Origin of the sequence: Natrinema sp. SYSU A 869, assembly GCF_019879105.1 — an archaeon.
In the GTDB taxonomy this organism is placed as follows: Archaea; Halobacteriota; Halobacteria; order Halobacteriales; family Natrialbaceae; genus Natrinema.
The window spans coordinates 1,862,399-1,874,494 of sequence record NZ_CP082249.1 but is presented as its reverse complement, the minus strand read 5'-3'; the positions used below and the strand labels follow the sequence as shown (position 1 = coordinate 1,874,494).

Annotated in this window: 11 protein-coding genes and 2 pseudogenes; 6 read left to right on the top strand and 7 right to left on the bottom strand. The window is 62.5% G+C overall.

Going from position 1 to position 12,096, the window contains the following annotated elements; all coding sequences use genetic code 11:
• Positions 1-92 precede the first annotated feature (92 nt).
• Positions 93-914, top strand: coding sequence for a DUF6498-containing protein (locus tag K6I40_RS17465; protein WP_222920252.1), 822 nt, complete (start codon positions 93-95; stop codon positions 912-914).
• A gap of 82 nt (positions 915-996) precedes the next feature.
• Here K6I40_RS17465 and K6I40_RS17460 read toward each other — a convergent pair whose 3' ends face one another.
• The 3 genes and pseudogenes from K6I40_RS17460 to K6I40_RS17450 form a co-directional block, all read right to left on the bottom strand.
• Positions 997-1,947, bottom strand: coding sequence for an oxidoreductase (locus K6I40_RS17460; protein ID WP_222920251.1), 951 nt, complete (start codon positions 1,945-1,947; stop codon positions 997-999).
• Between the two features lie 103 nt (positions 1,948-2,050).
• A pseudogene (locus K6I40_RS17455) lies at positions 2,051-2,592 on the bottom strand (peptidylprolyl isomerase).
• Positions 2,593-2,834: 242 nt separating this feature from the next.
• On the bottom strand, positions 2,835-3,353 hold the full coding sequence (locus K6I40_RS17450; protein ID WP_222920250.1) for a peptidylprolyl isomerase: 519 nt from the start codon (positions 3,351-3,353) through the stop codon (positions 2,835-2,837).
• 150 nt (positions 3,354-3,503) lie between these two features.
• Between K6I40_RS17450 and K6I40_RS17445 the strand changes: the two are divergent.
• Positions 3,504-4,474 (top strand): annotated as a pseudogene (locus tag K6I40_RS17445) (succinylglutamate desuccinylase/aspartoacylase family protein).
• A gap of 28 nt (positions 4,475-4,502) precedes the next feature.
• On the opposite strand, the gene K6I40_RS17440 reads toward K6I40_RS17445, so the two are convergent.
• Positions 4,503-5,261 (bottom strand): SDR family oxidoreductase, encoded by a 759-nt coding sequence (locus K6I40_RS17440; RefSeq protein WP_222920249.1) that lies wholly within the window; start codon positions 5,259-5,261, stop codon positions 4,503-4,505.
• Between the two features lie 662 nt (positions 5,262-5,923).
• Between K6I40_RS17440 and K6I40_RS17435 the strand changes: the two genes are divergently transcribed.
• Positions 5,924-7,297 carry an MATE family efflux transporter gene (locus K6I40_RS17435; RefSeq protein WP_222920248.1) on the top strand — a complete coding sequence of 458 codons (1,374 nt, stop codon included), beginning with the start codon at positions 5,924-5,926 and terminating at the stop codon, positions 7,295-7,297.
• Between the two features lie 602 nt (positions 7,298-7,899).
• Here the strand turns inward: K6I40_RS17435 and K6I40_RS17430 are convergent.
• Positions 7,900-8,673, bottom strand: a complete 774-nt coding sequence (locus K6I40_RS17430) for an IclR family transcriptional regulator (RefSeq protein WP_222920247.1) — start codon at positions 8,671-8,673, stop codon at positions 7,900-7,902.
• A 196-nt stretch (positions 8,674-8,869) separates the two neighbouring features.
• On the opposite strand from K6I40_RS17430, the gene K6I40_RS28570 reads away from it, so the two are divergent.
• Genes K6I40_RS28570 through K6I40_RS17420 form a run of 3 tightly spaced genes read left to right on the top strand, consistent with a single transcriptional unit; the run spans position 8,870 to position 11,068 of the window.
• Positions 8,870-9,637 (top strand): acyl-CoA dehydrogenase family protein, encoded by a 768-nt coding sequence (locus tag K6I40_RS28570; RefSeq protein WP_255682141.1) that lies wholly within the window; start codon positions 8,870-8,872, stop codon positions 9,635-9,637.
• Positions 9,634-10,065, top strand: a complete 432-nt coding sequence (locus tag K6I40_RS28565) for an acyl-CoA dehydrogenase (protein ID WP_255682140.1) — start codon at positions 9,634-9,636, stop codon at positions 10,063-10,065. Before K6I40_RS28570 ends, K6I40_RS28565 begins: the two co-directional genes overlap by 4 nt.
• Before the next feature lie 7 nt (positions 10,066-10,072).
• Complete coding sequence (locus K6I40_RS17420; protein ID WP_222920246.1) at positions 10,073-11,068, top strand: MBL fold metallo-hydrolase; 996 nt, start codon at positions 10,073-10,075, stop codon at positions 11,066-11,068.
• Here K6I40_RS17420 and K6I40_RS17415 read toward each other — a convergent pair.
• Both K6I40_RS17415 and K6I40_RS28560 read right to left on the bottom strand, forming a co-directional pair.
• Positions 11,041-11,922: a TIGR03617 family F420-dependent LLM class oxidoreductase gene (locus tag K6I40_RS17415; RefSeq protein WP_255682139.1), complete on the bottom strand. Its 882-nt coding sequence runs from the start codon at positions 11,920-11,922 to the stop codon at positions 11,041-11,043. The genes K6I40_RS17420 and K6I40_RS17415 overlap by 28 nt on opposite strands.
• The gene (locus tag K6I40_RS28560; protein WP_255682138.1) at positions 11,889-12,029 is read right to left on the bottom strand and encodes a hypothetical protein; all 141 of its coding nucleotides are present in this window, start codon (positions 12,027-12,029) and stop codon (positions 11,889-11,891) included. Before K6I40_RS28560 ends, K6I40_RS17415 begins: the two co-directional genes overlap by 34 nt.
• Positions 12,030-12,096 lie beyond the last annotated feature (67 nt).

Below are 12,096 nucleotides of genomic sequence, written 5' to 3'. Positions count from 1 at the left end.
TCGCCAGATTGTCGACCGATGATTACGACGCCCATTCGAACCACTTCAAGACATGTGTAATTTATACTCTCTCAAGAAAGTTCGCTGCAGTGATGGCCACGGATGCACAGTCAACTGGTCGAACTGCGTTCATACCCGTTCTCGTCGGTAATCTGCTTCCACTTTCCGGAATCGTGTTTCTCGAGTGGGAGCCAGCGCAAGTGCTGTTCGTCTACTGGATCGAAATCGGTCTCTTTGTCGTCCTCTATAGTGGATTAGTGCTATTTGCAGAACGGGAGCCACGACCGGATGAGCGGAATGTTTCCCCGCCGACCGTTTCGATACCGTTCTTAGACATTAGTTCTGATCCGATACAGCTGTTTGATCGACTGCCGCCGATCTACCCTCGAAACGTCCGCTACGCTATCGGATTGTTGGTCTGGGGGATGGTCTTCTGGTGGTGTCTCGCCCTCATGATGATTGTATTGCCATCGCACGAGACACTCGAACTATCGTCTAGTGGGGAGGGTGTCCCCATCGGAGACGTGATTTCCGTCGTTGCGGCCGCCTTCTCTCCGCTTGTTTTCGGAAACGTGATCGTGCTGCTCGTCTCACAGCTCGTGACGATCCGTCGAGAGTTCTTCGGCCAGCAAACGTATACACGGCTCTCAGCGCCGATGATTGCTGAAATCCCGGTACGGGTGATCGTCTTCTGGTTCCTGCTGGCGATATTCGCACAGCTCGTGTTCCCGCTGCTACTCTGGCCGCTGTATGCCGCGTTCGATACGGTTCGAGTCACCGAAATCGCCATTTGCGCACTCGTGATTTCCGGCAAACTCACGGTCGAGTGGTCGACCTTCCGGTCACGCTGGGTCGCGAAGTCCGATGGTATTGCCCGATGGTTCTCCCATGAAGACCTCCAATCGGGTCAGTGACGTGCCGTGTCAGCGATTCGTTGCCCTGCTCACCCGATCGATTCGACCGGCGTCTCGCTCGAGTCCACTCCTCGCGGAGCAGTTACACTGCGGTCTCGGCCTTCGGTTCCGGCAGGTCGTAGCTGACGCCGGTCAGTTCTTCCGAGACCTCCCACAACCGGCGAGCTGTCTCCTCGTCGTAGGAGCGATTCGAGGAGGCCTGCCGTTCGGGCGCGCCGCGCATGTTCTGGAACCCGCCGGGGCCGTAGTACGCGCCGCCCTCGGCCTCGGGCGCGGTCGCAGCATACAGCGTCGGCAGCGCGCCCATTTCGGCCGACTGCGCGACCACCGTGTTCATCAGTTTCATCGCCGCCATTCGGAGCCGACTGCCGCTCTGTTCGGGTCCGCGGAACTGCAACTGTGTGTTCGCGTAGCCCGGATGCACCGCCATGCTTTCGGCGTTCATCTCTGCAGTGAGAAATCGCCGCTCGAGTTCGTACGCGAATAGCACATTCGCCAGTTTCGACTGGGCGTAGGCGCCCCACTTGTCGTAGGAGTCCTCGCCTTGGAGGTCGTCGAAGTCGATCTCGCCGCTCTCGTGAACCCCGCTCGAGACGGTGACGACCCGTGCCGGGTCGCCCTCGTCGGTCGCCAAATTCTCGAGGAGGAGCCCGGTCAGCGCGAAGTGACCGAGGTGGTTGACGCCGAACTGAGTCTCGAAGCCGTTGTCAGTCTCGGACTTGGGGATCGCCATCACGCCCGCGTTGTTGATCAGGACGTCGATCGTCTCACCCTCGAGGCGCTCTGCGAAGGCGCGAACGGACTCAAGGTCGCCCAGATCGCACTCCTCGACGCGGAGGTCGGCGTCGGGAACGTCCTCGCGGATATCGCTGGCTGCGTCCTCGCCGCGCTCGGTGCTCCGAGTGGCCATGATCACTGTCGCACCGTTGCGCGCGAGTTCTCGAGTAGCTTCGCGGCCGATGCCGCTGTTCGCGCCCGTGATGACGACTGTGCGTCCGCTCTGATCGGGGATCTTGTCGGCTGTCCAACCCATATCTGCTCTGTAGTGCTGCTAGCCTATATTGGTGTCCTGCTGACTACTGACACCGTTCACAGGAGACGAAACAGCGTCTCGGACACGAAGGTACGCCGACGACTCACTCGGTATCGACGGCGACTGACTTGAGGACGACTGCTTCTTTCGGTCGGTTGTTGTCGTCGGTCTCGACGCTGCCGATCTCGCGGACGACGTTCATGCCGGCAGTGACCGCGCCGAAGACGGCGTGGAGATCGTCGAGGTGGGGCTGGGGAGCGAGCGTGATGAAGAACTGCGAGCCATTGGTGTCTTTCCCGGAGTTGGCAGAACGCCCGCCTCGTCGTGGCGCAACTCCTCGTGGAACTCGTCGTCGAACGTGTAGCCGGGACCGCCGCGACCGGTGCCGGTCGGATCGCCGGTCTGGATCATGAAGCCCTCGCTGACGCGGTGAAAGCGGAGGTTGTCGTACAGCGGCTCGTCCTCGACTTTGTCGCCCGTTTCGGGATCGACCCACGCGCGTTCACCCGTCGCGAGCCCGACGAAATTCGCGACGGTCTGGGGCGCACGTTCGCCGTAGAGTTCGACGTCGATATCGCCCTCGCTCGTGTGTATCGTCGCCGTCGTCTCCTTGCTCGCGCCCGCATTCGCGGTCGAACTGTTCACATCGGGGTCCGATTCCTCCGTGTCGTCCGAGCTATCGCTCGCACAGCCGGCGAGGGGCAGCGCGAGACTCGAGGCGGTTCCGGCCAGTAGCGTTCGTCGATGGTGAGTGATACCGCTCGTGGGTTCGGGGTCGAAGTAAGGATACCGGATTCGCGTCAGTGACCGACGGTCCATCGTGTTCGAGGTTCATGCGCGAATCGCGAAAAAACGGCGTGAAACTGTCCCGTGCGGCCGATATACTATTACTCGTAGTCGACGGAGACGGACTCGAGGACGACGTCTTCTTTCGGCTGATCGTTCGCGTTCGTGTTGACGTCGCCGATCTCGTGAACGACGTCCATACCGTCGGTGACTTTTCCGAAGACCGAGTGGCGGTCGTCGAGGTGAGGCTGGGGACCGAGTGTAATGAAGAACTGCGAGCCGTTGGTGTTCGGCCCGGAGTTGGCCATGCTCAGGATGCCATCGTCGTCGTGGCGCAGTTCCTCGTGGAACTCATCGTCGAACTCGTAGCCGGGGCCGCCGCGACCGGTCTCGGTCGGGTCGCCGCCCTGGATCATGAAGTCCTCGATGACGCGGTGGAACGCGACGTCATCGTACAGCGGCTCGCCGTCGACTTCCTCGCCCGTCTCGGGGTCTTCCCAAGTCTTGCCACCGGTCGCGAGCCCGACGAAGTTGTCGACGGTCCGCGGCGCGCGCTCGTCGTAGAGTTCGACATCGATATCGCCCTTGTTGGTATGCAACGTGGCAGTAACGTCTCCCATAGGTTCCGGGACGACGGGACGAGTGAAAACGCTAGTGGTCTCGAGGCGCGAGCCACCGACCTGCAGCCGACGATCCCTCGCGAGGGATGACGATATCGAACACCGACGGCCGGCCGCAGGTACATACAGCCGGACGTGGTACGGCCGTCCATGAGCGACGGCACGCACACGGCCGAGCAAATACCGCTCGCCCGGCTGCCATCGGGCGTGGAACTGACGACCACGGTCCACACCTACCGCGGCGACGAGTCAGGGCCGACGCTGTACGTACAGGCGGCCCAGCACGGCCGCGAGATCAACGGCACTGAGGTGTTGCGGCGGTTCCACGAGCGGCTGCCCCTCGAGTCGTTGTCCGGAACGGTGATCGCCGTCCCCGTCGCGAACCCATTGACGTTCGATCGCGTTTCCTATACGACACCGGAGCAATTCGACAGCGTCAACCCCAACATGAACCGGATCTGGCCTGGCGATAGCGACGGGAGCATCCACCAGCGCATGGCCGCGCGCCTCTGGGAGTACGTCGCGACGGCCGACGCACTCGTCGATCTCCACACAGGCAGCCCGGATATGCACCCCCACGTCGTCTACCGCGAGAACGACGAACGCTCTCGCAGCCTCGCCGAAGCCTTCGGAACCGATCTCCTGCTGTCCGAACAGGCCGACGACGACGCACCTGACGAGTGGCATCGTCGCGGCTTCGCCGGAAAGCTCCGCGTCGCCGCCGCCGAGGAGAACATCCCGTCGATCACGCCCGAACTCGCCCACAATAAACAGATCCTCGAGGACGTCGTAGCGGACGGCGTCGAGGGCCTGCTCGACGTCTGCCGATACCTCGGGCTGCTCCCCGGCGACGTCCCCGAGCGCGACCAGGTCGTCGCCCGAACCATCTCGGACAAATCACCGCCGACGACTCCGGGCTCTTTCGGTCGAACCCCTCGCTCGAGGTGGGTGAGTCGATCGCAGAAGGGACGCCGATCGGCACGATCTACCATCCGACGCGCTACGACTCGCTCCACGAGGCGCGTGCGAACCGAGACGGCGTGCTCTACGCGCTCACTCACGAGGCGACGGTGACCGCGGGCGACCAACTCGCGAGCGTGGCGCTGGTCCGCGGAGAGTGAGACGACGGCGGTGGCTCGACGGCACGGCTCAGGCCGAGAAGCCGCCGTCGACGACCAGGCCGTGGCCGTTAACGAACGATGACTCGTCGCTTGCAAGGAACAGAATTGCATCCGCGATCTCCTCGGGTTCGGCGAGGCGCTTGAGCGGATACTGCTCGATCATCTGCTCGCGAGCTGTTTCGGGATCCTCCTGGTCCTCGAGGTACTGGTCGAGCAGGGAGGTCTCGGTGAACCCGGGACAGACCGTGTTCGCGCGGACACCGTAGGGGCCGGCCTCGGCGGCAACCGCCTTCGTCATGTTCAGCACCGCGCCCTTGCTCATCGAGTAGGCGGCCTGCTTCGGGAGCCCGAGGATACTCGCCAGCGAGCCGACGTTGACGATAGCACCGTGGCCCTGTTCTTTCAGATGGGGAAGCGCCGCGTGACAGCCGTTCCAGACGCCGTTGATGTTGATATCGGTGACGAAGTCCCGGATATCGTTCCCGAGTTCCTCGAGGCTTCCCGCCGGATGACCGGTCCCAGCGTTGTTGATCATCACGTCGAGGCCGTACTCGTCGGCGACCGCGTCGACGACCGCGTGGAACTGGTCGCTGTCGGTGACGTCGAGTTCGTGGAACTCGGCATCCCCGCCGGCTTCTTCGATCGCCTGTGCGACCGCCTCCCCGCTCTCAGTATCGACGTCAGTGACGATGACGCGTGCGCCTTCTTCGGCACAGCGCTCGGCCGTCGCCTGCCCGATACCCGACGCCGCACCCGTGATAACTACCGTCTCGTTTTCGAGTCGCATAGGTCCCGCATCGAGCGGACACTACATAAATTCGTTCATCATTTACTCTCTGAAGGTGGCTGTTGTTTATGAAATCACTGTCAGAAGCGAACAGTGGAAACGATGATCCGCTCGAGTCACCCGTTCCCGCCTGTCGTGGCACTGGAACAGACGGTATCGAATCGTCTCGGATCAGCGGACTCAGGCGATCAGTGAGCCGTTCCACTGACACATATTCAGATACGAACTAGTCGGCCAATTCATGATATTACTACCAATTCGATTCTATCGGTTAGTCTGGTTTTCCCCTCGGCTCGGATCCAACCGAAAACCGACTCCACGGTCGATAGTAGCGGTGCTACTGAAGACAGTGCACGCGAGATCGTTCGATCGCTGTGTGGCGCAGTGTGTGCTCGCCTCAGCGGCTCTTTAGGCAAGTTCGGCTGCAAACGGATCATCCTTTTCGAACGGTGTCGGACGCATTGCTCCCCAATTTCTGGCCTCGGTCATGTCGTCGGGTCACGGTAGCGAGGACGTGAACCCGTCGGTGAATTGCTCCCACCACAATCGAATACATCTAGTACCGTAGTTACTAGGAAATCAGATAATACAGCCACTATTTTCCAGCGGAGTCCACTGGGACCAACACGTTCATCCGGCAGATTCCCGTTGCCGAACGATGTATGGCCGAGTTCAGGGGCCGCGTCTCCGACGTGTGGCGACGGACCGTCTCCCTCTCGTGGCCGATCGCGGTCCAGCAGACGTTCAACACGTTGATGCGGACAGTCGATATCATCGTTACCGGTCTGTTCTCGCCGGCGGCCGTCGCCGCGGTCGGGTTGGCGGACCTCTACGCGCAGATCCCGTTACGGATCGGTCTCGGCCTTGGAACCGGTGCGATCGCCCTCTCGAGTCAGGACACCGGTCGCGGTGCGACGACGACCCGTGATCGTGCGATCACGCAGGCCATTCTCATCGGATTTCTGGCGGGCGTCCCGCTGACGATCGTCGGACTGGCGTTCGCCGATCCGCTGATCGCGCTCTTGGGTGCCGAACCCGGCGTGGTCGAAACCGGCGGGCGCTATCTCGCGTTGGTCTTCGCTGCTGCGCCGATGCGTATCGTCGGGCTGGTCGGCGCGCGGTCGCTACAGGGAACCGGCGATACGCGGACACCGATGGTAGTCAACGGCACCGCGAACGTGATCAATATCGGGGCGACGGTCGGCCTGGGACTCGGTCTCAGCGTCCTCCCTGCGTTAGGGATCGTCGGCGTCGGGCTGGCGACGGCGATCAGCCGAACGGTTGAGGCGGTCACGATCACGGCCGCAATCGCGATCGATCGGACGGAGTTGGCGTTCGCTCGTCCGCGGAGTCTGACGATCACGCGCCAGCTCGTGACGGTGAGCCTGCCGAACTTCGCCGAAGGAATGAGCACGTCGCTCGCGAACTTCCCGTTCAACGCACTCTTGCTCACCTTCGGAACGGAAGTGACAGCTGCCTACCACATCGGGCGACGCAGCTACCAGCAGTTCAGCGGCCCACTGTACCGCTCTTACAGCGTCGCCGCAAGCATCGTCGTCGGACAGACCCTCGGCGAGGGCGACCTCGACGACGCGCGGTTTTCGGGACTGGCGATCACGGGGCTCAGCGTCCTGACGCTCGGTCTCGCTGGGATCGTCCTGATCGCCGGTGCAGGTCCCATCGCTCGGCTGTTTACGAGTGACCCGGCCACGCTCGAGTACGCCGCGACCTTCACTCGCGTCTTCGGCGTCTCGATGTTCTTTTTCGGCGTCTTCTTTCCGCTGTCGGGCAGCCTCCGCGGCGCGGGCGATACCCGAACGCCCTTCTACGCCCGGCTCACCGGGACCGTCGGATTCCTGCTCGGCTTCTCCTATCTCGCTGGGGTTACGCTCGGCTACGGGCTCTCCGGGGTGTATGCCGGAATCGTGCTCAGCTACGCGTGGTGGGCGTTCGTCGTCGCGATCGGGTTCGAGTGGGGAGAGTGGGCGGAGAAAGCGACGACGATGATGGCCGAGCGGGCGGACGAAGCTGACTAGCTCCTTCGCTTCCCTCGTCGTACCGTGACACGACCGCGATCAGGTGGTGAGTCGGCGGGACGGACTGGGTCACAATTATATCCTATAGAATTGGCATCTTCCAAATATAATCACAATATCGACATTCTCCGCAGTTCGTTTCTCAAAACTCCAATGAACGGGTAGTAGATGTCTAAAAGGACGTTTTGACGGCCCATACACCAGTTTAATGCGCACTCGAGTAAATCCACACTCAGGCAGTACCTGGTCAGAAGCGAACGGAACCGATCGCTACCAGCCCACACTGTTCCTTCCACTAGAAACGGATATAGCGGTGTTCAGATGATTATCGGTCGTCTTGACTCTTGAGGGAATAGAAATACTTCTGTAGAGATGGTACTATCGGCTCCGACTCGAGTGGTTCTCGATTTCGATCGTTTCGTCTTCGTTCACTCGAGGCGTGGTTCGATCTACATCAGGACGAAACCGATCAGATTGATTTACGACCATATGAATGTAAGTAGATCACTGATGGCGAACTGAATCCGGGTGGTCACGGGACCACGGTTTCACGCCTCGGACGACAGGCAGCGCGACGGGACGTGTTCAGTCTCACTGAACGGCTACGAGAACATCATGTTCACTTCGATCGTGTTCGCCGTCGACAGCAACTGGTTGCGGAGGTCGTTTTCCTCCCACTCGTTCGTGAGTCGGTGCCTCGGTCCGGCGACGGTGACCGCGCCGTAGACGGTCCCGTCGTTACTGAGTATCGGTGCGGCGATCGCGTTGATTCCCTGGAGGTACTCCCCGCGGTTGTACGCGACGCCCTCCTCACGAATCGCGGCGAGTTCGTTGAAGAGGGCGTCTCGATCGGTGATCGTCTCGTCAGTGAACACCGGGAGTCCCCACTCGTCGATGATCTCGTCGACTCGCTCGTCCGAGAAGTGTGCCAGCATGGCCTTCCCGCCCGCCGAACTATGCAGGTAGGTGTGCGTCCCGACGTCGATGTCGCTGGTGAACGAGCGAGTGCCCTCGCTGACGTTGATGACCGTTCCGAGCCCGTTCTGATGTGTGGAACAGAGCACTCGTTCGCTCACTCGCTCCGATAACTCGTCGATAGGGGCGTCGGACGCCGCGTACAGCGGCTCGGCATGTTTGACGTGCTCGCCGAACGAAAGGAATCGGAGGCTCAGCCGGTATTCGTCGCCTTCCTGGACCACGTATCCCTTCGACCGCAGCGTCGTCAGGTGGGCGTGGACCGTACTCTTCGCGAGTCCCGTTCGCTCGGTGAGCGCCGTGACGCCAGCCCCTTCGGCCTGCCACAGCGCCTCGAGGATGTCTAATGTTTTGACCACCGCATCGATCCGATTTCCCCCACCTGTGTCCGGTGTTGCCATACGTCACGTAATACGATGTCGAACCAAAACTGTTCCGCTCTACTGAACGCCAACTGCTCCCGAAAGAATCGGCTCAACTCGTGATCAGTCGTTCTCGCGGTCCGAATCAGCCGATATGGGCCCTGGGACTCGATCTATGGTGGTTGAAAACTACTATCACGGTAACGCTTAAGTGGTATGTTATGTGACATAGTCTATGGACTTCAGCGAACCGTCCGAAGCTGTGCAGATCAAGAAGGCCCTCGACGACTTCATCGAGCAGGAAGTCGCGCCCCTCGAGAGCGAGTACGACGAGTTTCTCGGTGCGGACTACGAGAAACACATCGTCGACGACGAGCACCGACAGGTCCCCGAGTACCGCAACATCGTCGAACAGATCCGCCAGAAGTCGGTCGAGGCGGGCTTCTACGGCATGACGATGCCGGAGGAAGTCGGCGGTGGTGACGTCGATATCCTCACTCGCGCGATCGTCGGCGAGCACATGGCAAACCGGCCACCGGGCTTCCACAGCGCCATCTTCGGCGGTGCCGGCGGCCCAACGCCAATCCTGCTGGCCTGTGACGAAGCGCAGCGCGAGGAGTACCTCGAGCCGCTGATGGACGGCGAAATCACGACCTGCTTCGCGCTGACCGAGCCGGGCCACGGAAGCGACGCCCACCACATGGACACCCGCGCAGAGAAGGACGGCGACGAGTGGGTCATCAACGGCCAGAAGGTGTACATCACGAACGGGCCGTACGCGGACTTCACGATGGTCTTCGCTCGAACGAGCGGCGAAGACGGTGACCTCGAGGGGATCACGTGTTTCCTCGTCGATGACGACAACCCCGGCTTCGAAGTGGGGACGATCCACCGCGCGATGGGGATGACCCCGGCACGCACGCCGAACTCTTCTTCAACGACTGCCGCGTCGGTGACGAGCAGGTACTCGGCGAGGTCGGACAGGGGTTCCAGGCCGCGATGAGTTGGATCGGTGGCGGCCGGATCAACATCGCAGCCGGCGCTGTCGGGACAGCCCAGTTCCTGCTGGATATGTCGGTTGAGTACGCCCGCGACCGGGAAACGTTCGGGAAGCCGATCGGCCACCGGCAGGGGGTCTCGTTCCAGTTGGCCGAACTCGCGACGGACATCGAGCAGGTCCGCCAGCTCTACCGCTATGCCGCCTGGAAGATGGACAACGGCGAACGGGCCCGCACGGAGGAGTCAATGGCGAAGCTCCGCGGTGCGAAGCTCGCGAACGACGCGGCCGACGTCGCGATGCAGGTCCACGGCGGTGCCGGCTTCATGAAGGACCTTCCCATCGAGCGTAACTATCGCTCGGCGCGCGTCTTCCGCATCTTCGAAGGAACCGACGAGATCCAGAAACGGACGATCGCTCGAGAACTCATCTGAGTCGACGATGGACGACCCCACGCGACAGAGCGTCGATGCCGTCTCACAGGTCTCGAGACTGGACTTCGACATCGAGTGGCCGCCGAAACACGCCGCGGCGTACCTCCTCGAGGAGCCCGCACCGATCCTGATCGACACTGGCGATCCACAGGACCGCGCCGAAGCGACGATCCGCGAGGGGCTGACGGCGAAGGGGTACGCGGTCGATGACGTCGAGGCTGTCGTCGTCACGCACCCCCACAGCGATCACATCGGACAGGTGCCGCTCCTGCGCGAGGCCGGCGCGACGGTCTATGCCCCCGAACCCGTGCTCGAGCAACTCGAGCGCGACGCGGACGACCTCGCGGACGGCGTTCGCGAGATCGGCCGCTCTGCGGGCTACCACGGCGAGGCGATCGACCGCGAGATCGAGCGCGCCCAGTCGTCGCTGCGGCGCAACCGACGCCTGCTCGCACCCGAGGCGGCCGTCTCCTTCGAATTCGGCGAGCCGTTTGCCGTCGCGGGCCGCGAGTTCGAGGCCATCCACACGCCCGGCCATCAGGTTCACCACGCGAGTCTGGCGACCGATCTGAACGGCGAACGGGTGCTGTTCAGCGGCGACGCACTCATCGAGCCGTTTCGGCCCGGCGCGATCAACGTCGGCATCGATTACGGGGCCTACGACGCTGTCGACGACTTTCACCGCTCGCTGGATCGGCTCGAGGAGCGCGCGTTCGATCGCGTCTTCCCCGGTCACGGGCCGATCTTCACCGAGTACGAGGGGGCAATCGAGACCACTCGCTCGGCGCTCGAGACGCTCACCGGGGAGACGCTCGAGGCGGTGACGGCCGTCGGCCCGGCGACGCCCATAGAGATCACTCGCCACCGCGCCGGCGACGTCCGCTATCCGGCCCAGTTGCTCGACACGCTCGGCGCGCTCGGCACGCTCGAGGAGCGGGGCAGAATCGAGTACGAGGACCGCGACGGCGTCCGCTACTACTCGTTCAAGAAGGCCTCGCCGTGATCCAACGGGAGGACGACGCGGTCGGCGATTCCGCCGTAGACGTCTTCGGCCTGAGAGAGCAACTCCTCGGGCGGTGCTTCGATCGCGAACGTCGCCACCATCTCGTCAGTAACGAGGTCGGCCATCTCTTCCCACTTCCCGTCTTTCGAGAGGTCGTGTAGCTCCTCGCCGACGGCGCGCCAGCCGTGGTGTGCGAGGACGTCGTGGTAGGTGCGCGTGCTGCCGTAGAAGGCGATTCGCTGCCGGACCTCGGCACGAGAACGCTCGCGCTCTTCGTCCGTTTCGCCCGTCACGACGAACGGACTCGCGGAGAGGGAGACGTCCTCGAGTGAGCGATCCTCGCGATCGGCACCCTCGGCGACGGTCGGCGCGATGATGTCGTCGGTGTACTCGGGCGTGTTGAACGGATGCATCGCCAGGCCGTCGCACAGTTCCCCCGCGAGCCGGAGGTTGTACTCGTTGACGCCCGCGATGTAGATCGGGATCTCAGGGTGATCGATCGGTCCCGGATCGAAGTTGTCCGTCATGAGCGAGAACGAGTAGTGGTCGCCCTCGTACTCGAGATCGGTCCTTCCTTGGAACACGTCGAAAATATGCCGGAGCGACTCCACGACTTCGCGAAGTTGGGGGCCCGGCGACTCCCAGTCGACGCTGAATCGGCGCTCGTTGTGGCCCTTGACCTGCGTGCCGATGCCGAGCACGAACCGGCCGTCCGTGTACTGGGCGAGGTCCCAGGCGGTGTAGGCCAGCGCCATTGGACTGCGGGTGAACGCGAGTGCGATCCGCGTCCCCTGTTGGATCTCGTCGGTCCGGTCCGCGATCACGGGATGCGGAAGGAAGGCGTCGTTATCCATCTCGGGCGTCCAGACGCCGTCGAACCGAGTTCCTCAGCGCGAGCGGCCGCTCCGCCGGCGTCGTTCGACAGCCCCGGTACCATCGCGTCGATGCGAAGATCTGACATACCCGATGGTCGACGGGTCGTCCCTTCAATCTATGGACGGATCGCGGCTACTCGAGCGCTGCGCAGT